12 protein-coding genes are annotated in these 14,885 nt (G+C 70.7%); 5 read left to right on the forward strand and 7 right to left on the reverse strand.

The annotated features are described in order from the left end of the window. Positions 1-143: 143 nt before the first annotated feature. Complete coding sequence (locus tag OU416_RS09230) at positions 144-1,058, forward strand: LysR family transcriptional regulator (RefSeq protein WP_270926445.1); 915 nt, start codon at positions 144-146, stop codon at positions 1,056-1,058. A gap of 99 nt (positions 1,059-1,157) precedes the next feature. Here OU416_RS09230 and OU416_RS09235 read toward each other — a convergent pair whose 3' ends face one another. From OU416_RS09235 to OU416_RS09250, 4 genes are all read right to left on the reverse strand, one after another. Further along, the gene (locus tag OU416_RS09235) at positions 1,158-2,504 is read right to left on the reverse strand and encodes a phenylacetate--CoA ligase family protein (RefSeq protein ID WP_270926446.1); all 1,347 of its coding nucleotides are present in this window, start codon (positions 2,502-2,504) and stop codon (positions 1,158-1,160) included. A 180-nt stretch (positions 2,505-2,684) separates the two neighbouring features. Then, positions 2,685-3,911 carry an acetyl-CoA C-acetyltransferase gene (locus OU416_RS09240; protein ID WP_333779628.1) on the reverse strand — a complete coding sequence of 409 codons (1,227 nt, stop codon included), beginning with the start codon at positions 3,909-3,911 and terminating at the stop codon, positions 2,685-2,687. Positions 3,912-3,979: 68 nt separating this feature from the next. Further along, positions 3,980-5,152, reverse strand: coding sequence for a CaiB/BaiF CoA transferase family protein (locus OU416_RS09245; protein WP_270926447.1), 1,173 nt, complete (start codon positions 5,150-5,152; stop codon positions 3,980-3,982). A 107-nt stretch (positions 5,153-5,259) separates the two neighbouring features. Further along, complete coding sequence (locus OU416_RS09250) at positions 5,260-6,498, reverse strand: CoA transferase (protein ID WP_270926448.1); 1,239 nt, start codon at positions 6,496-6,498, stop codon at positions 5,260-5,262. A 171-nt stretch (positions 6,499-6,669) separates the two neighbouring features. On the opposite strand from OU416_RS09250, the gene OU416_RS09255 reads away from it, so the two are divergent. Beyond that, positions 6,670-6,993 (forward strand): Dabb family protein, encoded by a 324-nt coding sequence (locus OU416_RS09255; RefSeq protein ID WP_270926449.1) that lies wholly within the window; start codon positions 6,670-6,672, stop codon positions 6,991-6,993. A 75-nt stretch (positions 6,994-7,068) separates the two neighbouring features. Continuing rightward, positions 7,069-7,941, forward strand: a complete 873-nt coding sequence (locus tag OU416_RS09260; RefSeq protein WP_270926450.1) for an FAS1-like dehydratase domain-containing protein — start codon at positions 7,069-7,071, stop codon at positions 7,939-7,941. A 77-nt stretch (positions 7,942-8,018) separates the two neighbouring features. On the opposite strand, the gene OU416_RS09265 is transcribed toward OU416_RS09260, so the two are convergent. Further along, positions 8,019-8,786, reverse strand: a complete 768-nt coding sequence (locus tag OU416_RS09265; protein WP_270926451.1) for an SDR family NAD(P)-dependent oxidoreductase — start codon at positions 8,784-8,786, stop codon at positions 8,019-8,021. Positions 8,787-8,852: 66 nt separating this feature from the next. Further along, on the reverse strand, positions 8,853-10,343 hold the full coding sequence (locus OU416_RS09270) for an aldehyde dehydrogenase family protein (RefSeq protein WP_270926452.1): 1,491 nt from the start codon (positions 10,341-10,343) through the stop codon (positions 8,853-8,855). A gap of 281 nt (positions 10,344-10,624) precedes the next feature. Here OU416_RS09270 and OU416_RS09275 point away from each other — a divergent pair, with 281 nt between their 5' ends. After that, on the forward strand, positions 10,625-12,172 hold the full coding sequence (locus OU416_RS09275) for an aldehyde dehydrogenase family protein (protein WP_270926453.1): 1,548 nt from the start codon (positions 10,625-10,627) through the stop codon (positions 12,170-12,172). 123 nt (positions 12,173-12,295) lie between these two features. Continuing rightward, complete coding sequence (locus OU416_RS09280; protein WP_270926454.1) at positions 12,296-13,732, forward strand: PKD domain-containing protein; 1,437 nt, start codon at positions 12,296-12,298, stop codon at positions 13,730-13,732. 138 nt (positions 13,733-13,870) lie between these two features. On the opposite strand, the gene OU416_RS09285 is transcribed toward OU416_RS09280, so the two are convergent. Next, on the reverse strand, positions 13,871-14,785 hold the full coding sequence (locus OU416_RS09285) for an alpha/beta hydrolase (RefSeq protein WP_270926455.1): 915 nt from the start codon (positions 14,783-14,785) through the stop codon (positions 13,871-13,873). Positions 14,786-14,885: the final 100 nt, after the last annotated feature.

Here is a 14,885-nt window from a genome sequence, read left to right on the forward strand (position 1 = left end):
CGGACCTGACCGGGCGGCGCACCCGGGCGCGCCGGCCTCTCGTCGCGACTTCGTGACGGTCGCGAAAATTTAATATATATTGTGTTCCTCACAGGCGGAAGGGGCGACGGCGCCGCGAGGCGGTGCCCGGAGGCGAGGGACGCATGTTCAACCGGCTGCACCTGATCCGCCAGGTCGACCTGTTCACGCTGCGGCTGTTCCTGTCCGCGATCGAGGAGAAGCAGATCGGGCTCGCCGCGATCCGGGAGAACATCGCGGCCTCCACGGCCACCAAGCGGATCCAGGCCCTGGAGGACGTCGCGGGCATCCAGTTGCTGGAGCGCGGCCCGAAAGGCGTCGCGCCGAGCCCGGCGGGCACCGTCCTGGAGCGCTACGCCCGCGCGATCTTCGACAGCCTGGAGGACATGCGCTCCGAGATCGCCACCTTCACCGACGGCGTGCGCGGCGAGCTGGCGATCGCCTCCGCCCGGTCCGTCATCAACCCGTTCCTGGCCCGCGAACTGGGCGACTACTGCCGCGAGTACCCGCTGGTCGACCTGACCGTGCGCGAACTCGTGAACCCCGAGATCATCCACCAGGTCGCGCGCGGCGAGGCCGATATCGGCGTGTTCGCCGCCGCCTACGAACTCGATCTCGACGGCATCGACGTCACGCCCTACCGGCAGGACCGCATCGTCGCCGTCGTGCCCGCCAACCACCGGCTCGCCGACCGCTCCGGCGCGGCCTTCCAGGACCTCCTGACCGAGAACCTCATCGCGGTCGGCACCATGTCCGGCACGTTCCGCGCCGCAGCCCGCCGCCTCGGGCTCGACTTCGAGTCCAGGCACGTGGTGAAGAGCGCCAGCGTGGCCATCAGCCTCGTCCAGGCCGGGCTCGGCGTCACCGCGGTGCCCGAATGCCTGCTCGACCACGATCTGCGCACCCGCGTCGCGGTCCTCGAACTCACCGAGCCGTGGGCCGTGCGCAAGATCCACATCGCCACCGCGCACGGGCGCAGCCCCGGGCCGGCCGCGCGCGCCCTGCTCAAGCAGCTGCTCGACCGGCCGCAGGACGCCTGAGCCGCGTCACTCCGCGGCATGAAGATGCCCCCTCGGCGGCGGACCGCTCCTCCCACGAGATCGGTCCGCGCTGCCGAGGGGGCGCCTCCTCCGCCCGTCTCAAACCCGTTCGATCAGGTTGACCTTGACGTGGTCCGGGCGCTTGAGGGTGCCGTCGGGAACGAGCTCCACGACGGTCTTGACGTTGAGCGCCGAGCGGATCCGGGTCTCGATGGCCGTGCGCAGCTCCGCCTGCTCCGCCTCGCCCATCCCCTGCGCGTGCTCCACGACCAGCGGCAGCGGCCGCTGGGTCGAGTGGCCTTCGAAGTCCGCCCGGATGCGCAGCTCGCCGGTGGCGGCGGGGACCAGCTCGGCGACCAGTTGCTTGATGGCCGAGGGGAAGACGTTGATGCCGCGGACGATGAGCATGTCGTCGGTGCGGCCGATGCAGCGGACCTTGAACCCGGTGCGCCCGCACGAGCAGTCGGTGCCGGTGACCACCACGTGGTCCCGGGTGCGGAACCGCAGCAGCGGCGAGGCCTGGCGGCGCAGCGCGGTGTAGACGAGTTCGCCCTGCGCGCCGGCCACCGGCTCGATGCGCTGGCCGGTGTCCGGGTCGATCAGCTCGGCGACCATGAGGTCCGGTGACAGGAAGTGCATCCCGTCCGCCGCCTCGCACTCGCCCCAGTAGGTGCAGGCGATGTCCGTACCGCCCAGCATCTCGCGCGAGGTCGCGCCCCACAGCGACTCGATCTTCTCCCGGACCGAGGGCAGCCCGCCGCCCGGCTCGCCGCCGACGCTGATCGCGCGGACGCCGAGCTCGCTGGCCGGGCGGCCGACGATCCGCGGCGCCTGCTCGGCCAGGTGGGCCAGGAAGTTCGGCGTGCCGATCATCGCGTTCGGCCGCTGGTCGGCCTGCACCCGCAGCAGCCGTTCGGCGCCCGCTTCCGCACCGATCGGGATGTCCACGATGCCCATGTACTGCAGGATCTGGATCACCGGCAGGCCGCCGACGAAGCCCTTGCTCATGCCGAAGGCGTGCAGCAGCCGGTCACCGGGCCGGAACCCGTTCGCGTACAGCGCGCGGGCGCCGAGCTCGCACCAGGTGACCACGTCGCCTGCGGTCAGCCCGACGTAGGACGGGCTGCCCGTGGTCCCCGAAGATGCCTGCACCTGAACGATGTCCGCGGCGTCGGCCGCCACGTGCGCGCCCAGGGGCGGCGCGGTGGCCAGGCTGTCGCGCAACTCCTGCTTCTCGGTGAAGGGCAGGTCCGCCAGGTCGTCGACGGTGCGGACCTTCGCCACGTCGACGCCGTGCTCGGCGAACTTCGCGCGGTAGAACTCGCTGTGCGCGGCCAGGTGGTCCAGCTGCTCCCGCAGGCGTTCGTCCTGGACCGCGCGTGCCTCCGCCGGTGAAAGGGTTTCCACGGCGCTCCAGTAGTTCGCCGAGAACGGAGCGGCTGCCATGACGCCTCCTGTGAATCGGTGATCACCCCGCGGTCGAACTCCTGGGGACGTTCCGCTCGCGGAACCTCCCGCCGCACCCTGCGCGCTGATCGCCGAGGTGCGCTCGACGGGGCATACCAACGGTAGTAGAAAAATATTATGTATAGCAATTCCGCGGCCGGATTTCTCCGAGCCGGTACGTCAGGCCGTCTCGAAGGTCGCGGCCAGGCCCTGCCCGCCGCCGATGCACATCGTGGCCAGACCCCTGCCGCCACCGCGTCGCCGCAGCTCGTGCAGCAGCGTGGTGACCATGCGCATCCCGGTGGCACCGATCGGGTGCCCCAGCGAGATCCCGGAACCGTTGACGTTGAGCCGGTCGTGGTCGCGCCAGTCCCACCCCTCCAGCACCGACAGCACCTGCACCGCGAAGGCCTCGTTGAGCTCCACGAGATCCAGGCCGTCGAGCAGGCTGCGCGTGTCGGTCCCGCTGCGCGCCGCGAGCTTGTCCACCGCGGGCACCGGGCCGATGCCCATCCGGGCGGGATCGCACCCCGCCGCGGCCCAGGAGTCCAGGAATCCCAGCGGTTCCAGGCCGAGCTCCGCGAGCCGGTCCTCGGCGACGAGCAGGCAGGCGGCCGCCGCGTCGTTCTGCTGGCTGGCGTTGCCCGCCGTGACGGTCCCGTCCGGCACGATGGTCCGCAGCCGGGCCAAGGCCTCCGGCGTGGAATCGGGACGCACGCCCTCATCGGTGTCGACCACGACCGGGTCGCCCTTGCGTCGCGGCACCTCGACCGGAACCACCTCGTCGGCGAACCGGCCTTCCTTCCAAGCCGCGGCAGCCCTCTGGTGACTGCGCGCCGCGTAGGCGTCGGCCTGCGCACGCTCGATCCCGTAGTCCGACGCGAGGTTCTCGGCCGTCTCGATCATTCCCGAGATCCGGCCGAAGCGGGCTTCGGGCTGCGAGCGCTCCCGGCCCCGGTCGAGCCGGTCGTAGAGCGAGACAGTTCCGGCGCGAGCTCCCCACCGGGTCGCGGTGGAGTAGTACTCGATGCGGCTCATCGACTCCACGCCGCCCACCAGCACCACGTCCGCGGCGCCGGTCTGCACCATCATCGCGCCCGTCACCAGTGCCTGGAGACCACCGCCGCACCGGCGGTCCAGCTGCATCCCGGGCACGCCGATCGGCAGGCCCGCGTGCAGCGCCACCCAGCGACCGACGCACGGCACCTCGGAGTTGGCGTAGGACTGGGCGAAGACCACGTCGTCGATGCGTTCGGCGTCGACGCCGGACCGCGCCACCACCGCCTTGACCACGGTAGCGGCGAGATCCTCCACCGGGACGTCGCGGAGGGCGCCGCCGAAGGCGCCGACCGGGGTTCGCAACGGGCTGACGATCGCGGCGCGGCGCACCGATTTCGAAGCAGGCACGATGAATTCTCCTTGGCGAGAGCTGCACAGCAGCGCTTGTTCGGACTTCCGCGGCTCGGGCAGCAGACCTAGGCCGAGTCGTCCGCTCGATCCGGCAGTTCCAGTTCCGCCGCCTCCGCGCGGATCGCCGCGGTGTCCGCGCCCAGTGCCGGGACGCGCCCCTCGGGCACTTCCCAGCCCCGCCCCAAGGCGGGCGGCAGCAGTGCCGCGACGGGCCCGACGGGCGATCCGACCTGGCGCCAGCGGTGGCGCTGCGCCAGCTGCGGGTGCTCGGCGAGGTCGCGGACGCTGTTCAGCCGCGCGTTGCCGATGCCCGCTTCGTCGGCGAGTCGCTGGATGTCCGCGAGGTCGCGGGCCGCGCACCAGGCGCCGAGGATTTCGTCGAGTTCCGCGCGCCGGGCCACCCGGTCGGCGTTGCGCGCGTAGCGGGCGTCCTCGACCAGGTCCGGGCGCCGCAGGAGGTCACCGGCCAGGCGGCGCCATTCGCGATCGCTGGTGGTACCGAGGACCGCCGTCTGGCCGTCCTTGGTGGCGTACGCGCCGTAGGGGGCGATCATCGGCGAGCCCATGCCGACCGGCTCCGGCTCCTCGCCGCCGTGCAGCACCGCGTTGAGCGCGAAGCCCATCATCTCCGCGACCACGTCGAGCATCGCGATCGGGATGACGGTGCCGCGCCCCGTCCGGTCCCGGTCGTAGAGCGCGGCGAGGACCGAGGAGTACGCGTAGAGGGCCGTGCCGATGTCGGCGACGGGGATGCCGGGCTTGGCCGGCTGTCCCGGCAGCCCGGTGATCGAAGCGGACCCGCCCTCGGCCTGCACGAGCAGGTCGTAGGCCCGCTTGTGGTCGAGCGGGCCTCCCCGGCCGTAGCCGGAGATGTCGACGACGATCAGCTGCGGATAGCGCTCCAGCAGGTCCGCCGGGTCGAGGCCCAGCCGACCCAGCGCACCCGGCGCCAGGTTGCTGACCAGCACGTCGGCCTTGGTCAGCAGTCGCGCGAAGACCTCGGCGTCGGCCGAATCGGTCAGGTTCAGCTCGGCGGATTCCTTGCCGTGGTTGAGCCAGACAAAGTGCGCGGCCATGCCGCGCACCACCCCGTCGTAGTGCCGGGTGGAGTCGCCGATCCCGGGGTTCTCCACCTTGATCACGCGGGCGCCGAGGTCGGCGAGGTGACGGGTGCACAGCGGGGCCGAGATCGCCTGCTCGATCGACAGGACCGTGATCCCCTCCAGGGGAGCGCTCACGTCGCGGCTCCTTTCCATGACAGCCCTCGGGGCACAGGGGCGCCGCATCCGCGCGCCTTCAGCAAAAAATATATTATGTTCAATACTCGTTCCGGTCAACGGAGAACTCAGCCGCGCGGCCCCGCGACCACTCCGCGCGAGCGAAGCGCGCTGATCTCGGCAGCGCTGAGCCCGAGCCGGGCAGCCAGCACCTCATCCGTCTCGCGCCCCAGCTCGGGCGCCGCTCCAGCGCCACCGTGATCGCCGTTCCAGCGCATCGGCGACCGGGCCGTGATCGCCTCGGCACCGCCGGGCAAGGTCGCGTCGGCCAGCACGGCGTGCCGTCCGGCCCGGTGCTCGGCGACGACCTCGCCCATCCCCTGGTACTTGCCCCAGAGAACACGCGCGGCGTCGAGCTCGGCGCCCGCCTGCGCGCGGTCACGAGAGGCGAACCAGGGCTTGAGGATCGCGGTGATCGTCTCCCGGTGCCGGTAGCGGTCGGCCTCGTCCGCCCAGTCCGCTCCCAGCGCCGTCGCCAGCGCGGCGAAGACCTCGGCGGTGCCGGTCGCCTCGCACAGCGCCGACCACTGCCCCGGAGTCAGCGCCACGACCATCACCCGGCCGCCGTCCGAGCAGGCGAAATCGACGCCGAAGCTGCCGTAGACGTGGTTGCCGTGCCGCGACCGCTCGCTCCCCCGCCCGGCGACCTCGGACAGCCAGCCCAGGTTCGCGACCCCGGCCAGCGCGATGTCGGAGAGCGCCAGCTCGACGTAGGCACCCCGCCCGCTCCGGGACCTCTCGTAGAGCGCGGCGAGCACTCCCGTCGACACGGTCAGCCCCGCCACCAGGTCCCACGCGGGCAGCGCGTGGTTCACCGGCGACCCGACGGCCTCCGGACCGGTGATCCCCGGGATGCCGATCTCGGCGTTGACCGTGTAGTCCACCGCCGGGCTCCCGTCGGGATACCCCTGCACCCGCAGGTGGACGAGGTCAGGCCGCTGCGCGACCAGCACCTCGTTGGACATCCACCGGCGACCCACCACGTTGTCCACCAGCACGCCGCGGTTCTCGCCCGGCGCGGTCGCCAGCGCGACGACGAGCTCGCGCCCCTCGTCCGAGCGCATGTCCACGGCGATGGACCGCTTGCCCTTGTTCAGCGAGGTCCAGTAGTAGGAGTCCGCATCGGCGGCGCCGTCGCCATCGCCCACCAGGGGCCAGCGCCGGTGGTCGCTGCCACCACCGATCGGATCGATGCGCACGACGTCCGCGCCCAGCTGCGCCAGCGTCATCCCACCGGTGGGCCCGGCGACGAAGCTCGCGCACTCGGTGATCTCCAGTCCGGACAACGGCCTCGGGGCATCGGTCATGGAACGCCTTCCACTTCTGCGCTTCGCGCGGCCGGACTGCGGATCGCCGGCCACTTGAGGCACATGTTGACATTATATATTATCTTTCCGCAAGGGTGGGCCCGCTCGAACCGAGCCGGAAGCGGCCTGCCACCGCAACCCGCGCGGCACCGCCGGGAGATGGGTGAACCGATGACTCTGCAGCACGTCGTGGCCTTCCGCTTCGGCCGCCCGCCCACCGATCACCAGCTCAGCGAGATGACGGCTGGAATCGAGTCGCTCTCGACCATCGGAGAGGCGCGCACGATCCGCTTCGGCCCCGACCTGACCGGTGCTCGCACCCGCGGCTACTCCCACCTGCTGTTCATGGAGTTCGACGACGAGCACGCCCTGGAGCGCTACCAGGAACACCCGGTCCACCGGCGCTTCGCGGACTGGATCGCCGAGCAGCAAGTCGGGCTGCTGGTGTTCGACTACCACGTCGACGACCGGACCCGCGTCTGGCCGAAGGCCTGACCGCGGACGCACGGCTGTCCAGGACATCCCGAGATGCCGGTGGATCAGACCGGTGGAAGGTTCGTGAGAACACCGATGAAGCAATGGGAACCGCACACCGCGACCACGCACGAACTGGTCGATCCAGGACCCGTGGCCGCGCTGGCCAAGCTGTTCGACGATGAGGCACCGGCGCCCGGGGACGGTGACGCCCTTCCGCCGCTGTGGCACTGGGTCGCGCTGCCCCGGTGGCCGGTCTCCTCGGAGCTGGCGCTCGACGGCCACCCGGCGCGAGGCTCGTTCCTGCCCCCGGTCGAGCTGCCACGTCGGATGTTCGCCGGCGGCGAGGTGGCCTTCCACGCCGATGTCCGCATCGGCGAGACCGTGCGCCGCGAGTCCACAGTGGAGTCCGTGACGGAGAAGTCCGGCCGCTCCGGCGAGCTCGTGATCGTGGTCGTGCGCACCCGGCTGTTCGGCGCGGACGGACGACTGGCGGTCGAGGAGCGCCAGGACCTCATCTACCGGGAAGCGGCCGAGCCGTCGGTCTCAACAGCCCGTGCCGATGTCGCCGCTGAGCTGCACCCGGTCGGTCGACCGCTGCGGCGGACGGGCCCGTGGACCTGGGACTTCGCCACCGATCCCAGCCTGCTCATGCGCTTCTCAGCAGCCACCGCCAACGCGCACCGCATCCACTACGACTGGCCCTACGCGACCGCCGTCGAGGGATATCCCGGTCTCGTGGTGCACGGCCCGCTCATGACGCTCGCCCTGGCCGAGGTGCTCCGGCTCGAACAGCCTCCCGGCCGAGCCGTTCGCCTCACCCACCGGAACCGGGCGCCGCTGTTCTGCGGCCAGGCCGCCGAAGTGCGCGGCGAGCCGACCGCGGACGGATTCGACCTCGACCTGCTCGGCCCCGACGGCCCCCGCACCAGCCTGGTGGCCGAGTTCGGAGGCGAACCCGCCGCGTAACACGCGCCGACGAAGCCCGCAGCAACGACGAGTGCGGTCGGACCATCGGGTCCGACCGCACTTCTCGTGCTCGGAGATCACCGCGCGAGCCAGCCCCCGTCGACGGCGACGCAGTGACCGGTCACGAACGACGCGGCATCGGATCCCAGCCAGAGCACGACGTCGGCGATCTCGCGGGGAGCGCCGAGGCGTCCCATCGGTTCCAGCGCGACCATCGCGGCGCGGCCCTCCTCGGTGCCGCCGCTGAACTCCGCGGCCATCGGGGTGTCGATCGCGCCGGGGAGGACCGCGTTGACGCGGAGTCCCCGGGTGGCGTAGTCGAGGGCCGCTTTCTTGGTCAGCCCGACCACGCCGTGCTTCGACGCGGTGTAGGCCGTGAGCCCCAGCGAGGCGATCTCGCTGGCGACGGAGCCGGTGTTGATGATCGCGCCGCCGCCCCGGGGCAGCATGGCGGCGGCTTGGTACTTCACGCAGTGGAAGATTCCGGACAGGTTCACCGCGATGATGCGGTTCCAGGTCTCCACTTCAAGGGTGTCCACCGGGCCCGGCGCGTCGAAGGTGGCCGCGTTGTTGAACGCGACGTCCAGCCGACCGAAGACCTCCACGGCTCTGGTGACCGCACGCTCGACCTGCGCAGCATCGGCCACATCGACCGGAAAGGCGCGCACCCCGCCGCCGGCGTCGGCGATCAGGGACGCGGTCTCGTCGAGGCCCGCCGCGCTGATATCGGCGATCGCGACATCGGCACCGGCCCCGGCGAAGGCCAGCGCCGTCGCCCGGCCGATGCCCGACCCGGCGCCGGTCACGAAGGCGACCTTCCCCGAGTAGTCGAATTTCGTTGTCACAGAACGCTCCTCAGGCGCATTGGAATCGCGACCCGGCCGTCGCGAAGTTCGGGTGACGACAGCCGGTCAGCGGTCCAGCAGGGTGAGCACCGACTTGGTCTCCAGGTACTCCTCCACTGCCTCGGGGCCGCACTCCCGCCCCCAGCCGGACTGGTCGTAGCCGCCCACGGGCATCTGGACCCCGCCCGCCCGGTGCACGTTGATGCCGACACGACCGGCCCGCAGCCGGCGCGCGATGGAATGCGCGGAGGCGACGTCGCGCGTCCACACGCTCGCGGCCAGGCCGAACTCCGTGTCGTTGGCCTTGGCGACCGCCTCGTCCACGTCGGTGAACGGCTGGGCGCAGAGCACCGGGCCGAAGATCTCCTCGCGCACCACGCGCATCGACTGGTCGACGTCGGCCAGGACCGTGGGTTCGAAGAAGTACCCCCTGTCCCCGATCCGCGATCCGCCGCAGACGACCCGCGCACCGTCGGCGATCCCGCCCCGCACGTACTCGCCGACCCGGTCGAGATGCCTGGCCGAGACCAGCGGGCCGAGGTCCACCGACGGGTCGGCGCCGTACCCGATCTTGAGCGACCTGGCGACCTCCGCAACGCCTTCGACGACCTCGTCGAAGACCTCCCGGTGGACGTACAACCGCGATCCCGCGGTGCAGATCTGGCCGGTGTTCATGAAGATCGCGCCGGCGAGCTCCGCGACGACCTGGGACACCTCCACGTCCGGCAGCACGACCATCGCCGACTTGCCGCCGAGTTCCAGGGACAGCTTCTTCAAGTTCCCGGTGGCCGCCCGGACCACCTCCTTGCCGACCTGCGTCGACCCGGTGAAGCTCACCTTGTGCACGCAATCGTGCGCCACCAGCGGAGCACCCACTGTCGGCCCGAACCCGGTCACCACGTTGACGACGCCCTCCGGCACGCCTGCTTCCAGCAAGAGGCTCCCGATCGCCAACGCTGTCAGCGGCGTCTCCTCGGAGGGCTTCAGCACGCAGGAACATCCGGCCGCCAGCGCCGGCGCCAACTTCATCGACGCCGCGTAGGCAGGCGCGTTCCACGGCACGATCATGCCCGCGACGCCGATCGGTTCCTTCGACGTGTAGGCGTGGAAACGACGGTCCGCGGGCCCGATCTCCAGGCTGCGCCCGTGGATCTTGTCCGCCCATCCGGCGAAGTACCGGAACTGGTTGACCGCCTCACCGATGAACCCGCGGGCCAGCGGCACCGGCATGCCCACGTCCAGGCTCTCCAGCGCGGCCAGCTCGTCGGCGTTGGCCTCGATCAGATCCGCCGCGCGCCACAGCACGCCCGCACGCTGCTGCCCGGACAGCCCCGACCAGCGCTGCTCTTCGAAGGCCCGCAGCGCGGCCCGCACCGCGGCGTCGACGTCGGTTTCGTCGCCCGCCGCGACCTGGGTGATCACCTCACCCGTACCGGGGTCGACGACGTCCGATACCGCGCCCGAAACCGACTCGACCCACTGCCCGTCGACCAGCATCCGCGGCGACTCGAACAGCGCGCCGAACTTCGGCGCCGCACCGGCGACCGTCACTGTCATGTCTCCTCCATCGCGGGCCACCGCGTGCCCCGTCCACCGAGTGGTCGCCGAGCGCTTCGCATCGGGTGAGGTCCTCCGGACGGATCGCACCGCATCAACGACAGGCGGTGAGCTTCGTGCATCACATATAATGTTGTCAACCACAACGGTCCGCGAATTTCCCGCAGTGGCACCGGAATCGCGATTGTCCAGATTGTTGGACACTTCCGCTCGGGAACTCTTCCTAAGGTCGGAACACCGCCGCCGAACGGTTCGGCGGCACGACCTGGCAAAGGGTGGAGATGACCGCGCAGACCGACAGCCCTGCCGTGGACCGCAACGGGGTTCCGCACTACCGCATGTTCATCGGCGGCACTTGGGTCGATTCCGGGGAGCAGTACGACCTGATCAACCCCGCCACGGAGGAACTGGTCGCCACCGCCGCCAAGGGCGGCACCGACCACGCCGACGCGGCGGTGGCGGCGGCCAAGCGGACCTTCGACGACGGGGTGTGGCGCAACACGCCGCCGGTGGAGCGGGCCGCTGTGCTCGACCGCGTGGTCGCGGGCCTGACGAGCCGGATCGAAGAGCTCACCGAGATCGGCACCCGCGAGGGAGGCTTCCCGCTGCGCCTGTCGCAGGCGATCTGCGTGGGCTTCCCGCTCCTGCACACCCAGCACTTCGCCGACCTGACGCGACGCTACGAGTGGGAACGTCCCGGTCCGGTGGCCGGCCAGGTGCTGAGCACCCAGCTCGTCCGCCGGGAGCCGATCGGTGTCTGCGTCGGCATCGTGCCGTGGAACTTCCCGCTGATCCTGACCGTGTGGAAGGCGATCCCGGCGCTCGCGGCGGGCAACAGCGTGGTCATCAAGACCGACGAGAAGACCCCGATCGCGGCGCTGGAACTGGCCGTGATCCTGCGCGAGGCCGGGCTGCCCGACGGTGCTTTCAACGTGGTCACCGGGGACGGTGAGACGGTCGGCGTGCACCTCACCCGCCACCCGGACGTCCGGATGATCGGATTCACCGGTTCCACCGAGATCGGGCGGCAGGTGATGCGCAACGCCGCCGACACCATCAAGCGGGTGACCCTCGAACTCGGCGGCAAGGGCCCCAACATCGTCCTCGACGACGCCGACCTCGACGCGGCCGTGGACGGCTCGATCTACGCGTTCCTGCTGCACGCCGGCCAGGCGTGCGAGTCCGGCACCCGGCTGCTGCTGCCCGCTTCGCTGCACGACGAGTTCGTGGACCGGCTGATCGCGCGGCTCAAGACCCTCAGGATCGGCAACCCGCTCGACCCGGCTACCGACATCGGCCCGGTGATGAGCGCCGACCAGCGCGACCGGATCCTCGGCTACATCGAGGCGGGCAAGCGGGAGGGCGCCACCCTCGCGCACGGTGGCGGCGTGCCCAGCGGCCCGGGCTTCGAACGCGGTTTCTGGGTCGAGCCGACGGTGTTCACCGGCGTCAGCAACGACATGTGCATCGCACGCGAGGAGATCTTCGGCCCGGTGCTGTCGGTGCTGCGCTACGACTCCGTCGACGAGGCGATCAAGATCGCCAACGACACCGAGTACGGGCTGGCCGGCGCGGTGTGGAGCCAGGACATCCCGCGCGCGCTGGAGGTGGCCAACCAGCTCCAGGCGGGCTCGGTGTGGATCAACGACTACCACAACATGTCCCAGCACATGCCCTTCGGCGGCTTCAAGCAGAGCGGCACCGGTCGCGAGCTCGGGCCCGACGCGCTCGACGAGTTCACCGAGGCGAAGGCCATCACGATCGACCTCAGCGGGCGGGTCGACCGCCGCGCCTACGGCCTGGTCCTCGGCACTCCCCCCAACGCCTGAGCAGTGGCCGCCCGGTCAGCGGGCGGCCACCGGTTCGGGTTCGTCCCCGCGCCCCGATGGCGCAGAGCAATTCCGAGAAGCACCAATGAAATGAGCAATGCTGCTCAGGAGGTGTAGACGTTCATGTCTGCGAAACTGCTCCACGGTTCGCGCCGTGCCGCGATCGGCCTGTCCGCGCTGGCCCTGGCATCGACCGGCCTGCTGGCCCCGGCGTCCGCGTCACCCGAAGACGCTGCCGCACCGGTCCGCCAGCTCCTGGTCGGCGGAATGGGCTCGGGCAACATCGCGTCGCTCAACGCCGACCGCAGGGGCACGCTCTCGCCGGTGCCCGGTTCGCCGTTCGCGGTCAAGGAGGGAACCGGCTTCTCCATCGCGGTCTCCCACGACGGGAAGACGGTCTACAGCGGAAGTCAGAAGGGCGGGATCACCGGCCACGAGATCCGCTCGGACGGGACGCTGAGCCAGCGCCCGGGCGCAACCGTCGACACCGCCGGGGTGGCCGTGATCGGCCTGACCGTCAGCCCGGACGGCAAGCGGCTGTTCGCCACCCTCACCGGTGACAACGAGGGAGAGGTCCGCTCGTACGCGATCGGCCCGTCCGGGGATCTCGCGCCGACCGGTGCCCCGGCCGTCAAGGTGCCGACGGCCACGCTGAGCCTTCCGGTGATCTCCCCCGACGGCCGCTACCTGTACGTCTCCAGCGCGTTCTCGAACACCATCTTCCCGTTCGCGATCGCGTCCGATGCAAGCCTCACCCCGGTCGGCGAGCCGGTCGAGACCGGCGCCGTGGCCGCGCTGCCCGCCATCACGCCCGACGGCCGCTTCCTGTACGTCAGCAACGAGCAGGACAAGTCCCAGTCGGGCTTCAGGATCGAGGAGGACGGGTCGCTGACCCCGCTGCCCGGATCTCCGTATCCGACCGGTGGTCTGCCGCACGGTGCCGCCATCACCGCCGACAGCAAGCGCCTCTACATCCCGCAGGCCGCGGACGGCACCGTCACCGGGTTCGCGATCGAGGACAGCGGGGCGCTGACCCCACTGCCCGGGTCTCCCTACCCCGCCCGCAAGGACGGCATGCCCGGTCTGACCGTGCTCAGCCCGGACGGCAAGCGGCTGTTCATCGTCGAGGTCGCCTCATTCGGCCTGACCGCGCGGGCCTACACCTACGTGGTCCAGGACGACGGAAGCCTGACCCCGACCGGACAACCGCTGGTCGACACCAAGACGCTGTTCGCCGACGGCCCGACGGCCGTCATCACCCCGAACCAGGGCCCGACCGCGGCAGTGCGCGTCGTCGGTTCCGAAGGCGCGACCACGACCTTCTCCGCGGCGGGCAGCACCGACTCCGACGGTTCGATCGCCCGGTACGACTGGGACTTCGGCGACGGCACCACCGAGACCACGACGACGCCGGAGGTCACCCACACCTTCAGCGGACCCACCACCGGGCCTGTCACGGTCACCGTCACCGACGACGAGAACTGCTCCACCGAGCTCGTCTACACCGGACGGGTCGCGACCTGCACCGGTGGTCCGCAGGCCACCGCTGCTGTCCAGTGACCGCGAGCGAACCCCGACGCTCACGGAGGTCGTCCGACGGCCCCTGACCCGACGACGACACCTCGGTCCCCCTGTTCGCCGAACAGGGGGACCGAGTTCTTCCCACGACGCCACCGACGTCCCGCGCGGGACCGCTCGTCAGCCGGCCAGGTGCTTGCCGAAGAACTCGCCGAGCTTGGCCACGGCCGGGGTGACGTGCTCGTCCAGGTCGTAGAGCCCGATGTGGGTCGCTCCGTCGACCAGGAACAGCTCCTTCGGCTCGGCCGCCTTCTCGATGGCCTCCTCGCTGAAGTAGCGCGTGTCGGCATCGGTACCGGCGATCATCAGCAACGGCCGCGGCGAGATCATGTCGACCTTCGCGAAAGCGTCGAAGTGCGCGATGCGGTCGACGCTCTCCAACCGCCACTTGTTGTCCGAACGCGGGTGCTTGGCGCGCTCGGTCCGGTAGTAGTCCTGCGCCTCCCGGTAGAGGGTCGGCGCGTTCTCCAGACCCTCCGGGTTCTCTGGAGCCCATGCCTCGTAGGTCGGCTCCTCTCCGCGGGCCGCAGCGGTGCGCAGGGCACCGGCGGTCTTGAGCATGGTGTCGAGAACAGCCGGGTCCTGGGTTCGACCGAGGCCGTTGCGCAGCATGTCGCCCCAGTCAACAGCGCTGACCGCGCTCACCGCCTTGATGCGGTGGTCGGTCTGCGCGGCGAACGGCACGTAGCCACCCGAGGCGCAGATGCCGAGTGCACCGATGTTCTCGGCGTCGATGTCATCGCGGGTGGTCAGGTAGGTGACTGCCGACTTGACGTCCTCGGCGCGCTGGAACGGGTCCTCCAGCCCCCGGGGCTCGCCCTCGCTCTCGCCCTGATAGGCGGCGTCGAAGACGAGCGCGGCGAAGCCGAGACCGGCCAGCCGCTCGGCGTAGATGCTGGCGGTCTGCTCCTTGACGCCGCCGCCCGGGTGGGAGACGACGACAGCCGGCAGTCGACCGCCGGTGTGGCCGTCCGGGGTGAACAGGATTCCGGCCAGCTCAAGGTTGTTGCTGGGGAAGGTGACACTCGTCTGCAAGGTCTTCCGCTACTTCCTTCGCAGTGGTTCGCAGAAACCGGAGGAAAAGCGTTTCCGCAGTTTCTGGTGGGCCGATCCTGTCGGCCACGCCATCAAGACT

Source organism: Saccharopolyspora indica (genome assembly GCF_027853965.1).
In the GTDB taxonomy this organism is placed as follows: Bacteria; Actinomycetota; Actinomycetes; order Mycobacteriales; family Pseudonocardiaceae; genus Saccharopolyspora; species Saccharopolyspora indica.